Below are 2,602 nucleotides of genomic sequence, written 5' to 3' on the forward strand. Positions count from 1 at the left end.
TGCGGTGGGCGGTGGATGGGGTCAAGTTCAGCAACGCTTTGATCGCTTCACCAGTCGTAGCCCGTGCACGCAACTCCATGACTTGGCCCAGGAGTGTGAGAGTGCAGATCACGGCAGCAGCCTCGAAGTACACCGGAACTGGGCCATCAGACATCTGCGATGGCGGGAACGCATCAGGTGCGATAGTCGCCGCCACTGAGTACAGATAGGCAGCGCTCACGCCGAGACCGATCAGGGTCCACATGTTCGGGCTGCGATTGATGACGGACTGCACCGACCATTTCAGGAATGGCCAGGCACACCACAACACCACAGGTGTGGCGAGTGCCATCTGCACCCAGGACGCCGACCCATCGGGGACCGGTGGGAAATGGAGCATTGCCAACGACAACGTGAGCAAAGACAAAGGCACGGAGATCCAAAAACGCCGACGCATGTCGTGGTATTCACGCAGCGCTGATTCGTCATCTTCGGTCGGCATCACTGGTTCAAGGTGCATGCCGCAGATCGGGCAGCGCCCAGGAGCGTCTCGGATGATCTCGGGGTGCATCGGGCACGTATAGAGCGTTGCCTTCTCCACAGCTAATGCTGTAGATGATGCGACTCTTGAAGCTTCGGATGCACCTGGAAGATCCTGCATGTGAACTTGAGACGGACCAGCTTCGATCGGGACGAGGTGCATGCCGCAGATAGGACACTCCGACGCATGATCATCGACGACGTCCGGGTGCATTGGGCAAACAAATTTCGAATCGTCTAGACGTGGTGACTGTGATTGCACACTCATAGCGCCCCACTCCGTAGTCTTCCAACGCAACTGACTCTCAGAACCAATCTAACTCCCCATCGAGTTAGCAAGATCGCGCCAGCCTCGTAAAAGCCCAAGGAGGCATTCCCAGAATGGTGAAGTGCCCAAACGGCTACCTCCGTAGCACTGTCAGCAACTGTTCAAGTGTTGGACTGCCACGCAAACCAACTGGCGTCGAGTACACCCTGCATGCAAGCCCCGGTTGCGCCCATCAACCGCGAATGGGTCCATTCCATCAATCACGATCGTGGGTGAACCGATGAATCCCGCACGGACTGCATCGGCAACTGTTGCCACTTGCTGCCGTTCGATTTGCACGTCATCCATGCCGACTCACGCCAGCGCTTCATTTAGTAGCGCTTCGGTCTGGACCCAATTGGGACACCCATCGAAGTACTGAAGCGTCACCGTGGTCATCCCACATTGTCTCGACGTTGCTGCTTTCAGTCGCTAGGAGATTTCTGCAGGTTCGCGAGACACCTTGGTTTGCTCACTCAGCAAAAATGCGCGCCACCAAATCCACCACGCCGTTGATGACTATAGATCGCCAAATGGTGGTCTACGCAATTCAGGATCAGGAAGTCGCCGCCCACCTCACGGGCACTAATAGCAGCGCCAGACGCTACCCATACAACTTCATGCGATGCCTACCTACCGCCGACGTTCCTGGCGAAGTAGCACTTCGAAACATGCGACACGGCGTAACCTGTCTGTTTTGATGGTTATGACCGTTTAGCCAGTAGCGGGAAACATGAGTAGGGCGCGACTGTTGGGTTACGCGTACTGCAAGATCGCCTCACGAAACCACACTTCGGCTCCCCCTCTGCACTCCCTTGGGGTGCAGGCCTGCGCCCCAATTGTCCATAAATGCGTGGCACATTGAAAGTCGCTTCGCATGATTGCATTGCCGTCGCTCCGAGTGCTCATCGCAAGAGGCCGTGGATCTTGACGGAATCTTGATCTTCTGATGCCGGAATCCCAGCCGAGGAGACGGCATCATTGATTGGTGCGGACAAGGCGAGTTGCTGCGGTCGCCGCAATGGCAAGCGCACTGAGCATCTCAGTTTCCCTACTGCCAAGATCTGAGGCGGCGCCGGAGCCCAATTTGCAGCAGGTCCAGGCCCAGGTGCGTGATCTAGAGATGCAGGCTGCCGCAGCAAGTGAACGGGCTGGTGAAGCCCAAAGGCGCCTCTCAACCATTTCGGCTCGCATCGACTCTGTGGGCAAACGCGCTGAACGTGAACAAGCGGCACTTAGTGTGGCGTCGGAGACGATTCAGGACATGGCAAGAAATGCCTACATGAGCGGAGGACTGGACTCCACACTACAAATCCTGTTAGCCGACGATCCCGCTGCGTTCCTCAATCAAGCATCCGTTGTGACTCAACTTCAACAACGACAAGTCTCAGAAATACGCCGCATGCAAACGGCCGGTCTTCGCGTGGCACAGACCCGGGCCGAACTCGCAGGCCAAAGGAAGATCGCGCGGGACATCCGAAACGAAATGGCTGCCGCTCAAAGTGAATCCAACTCTCGCCTCTCTCAAGCCCAAAATGTCCTAGCGGGCCTGCAACGCGAAGATCAACGGCGCCTTGCATAAATTGCCAGGAATAAGCGCGCGCAAGATCTAGCACTCGCCAGATCACTTCAAAAAGAGCAGGACTCGCGTGATGGTCAGGACTCATCATCGAACGCCCCGAACAATGGCGGAGTGACTGGCAGCAGACGTGCTCAAGCTGCAGTGAAGTACGCACTTTCCCAAGTTGGGGATCCATACTCGTTCAGTGCCAATCC

Annotated in this window: 1 protein-coding gene and 1 pseudogene; both read right to left on the bottom strand. The window is 56.6% G+C overall.

Annotated elements, in window-relative coordinates; genetic code table 11:
- Window positions 1–580: heavy metal-binding domain-containing protein (locus Q8M73_01695; GenBank protein MDP2287265.1), on the bottom strand; the 580-nt coding region annotated here is incomplete at its 3' end.
- A 340-nt stretch (window positions 581–920) separates the two neighbouring features.
- Window positions 921–1,225 (bottom strand): annotated as a pseudogene (locus Q8M73_01700) (thioredoxin family protein).
- Window positions 1,226–2,602 lie beyond the last annotated feature (1,377 nt).

The organism is Actinomycetota bacterium (assembly GCA_030684515.1).
Classification (GTDB): Bacteria; Actinomycetota; Actinomycetes; order S36-B12; family S36-B12; genus UBA11398.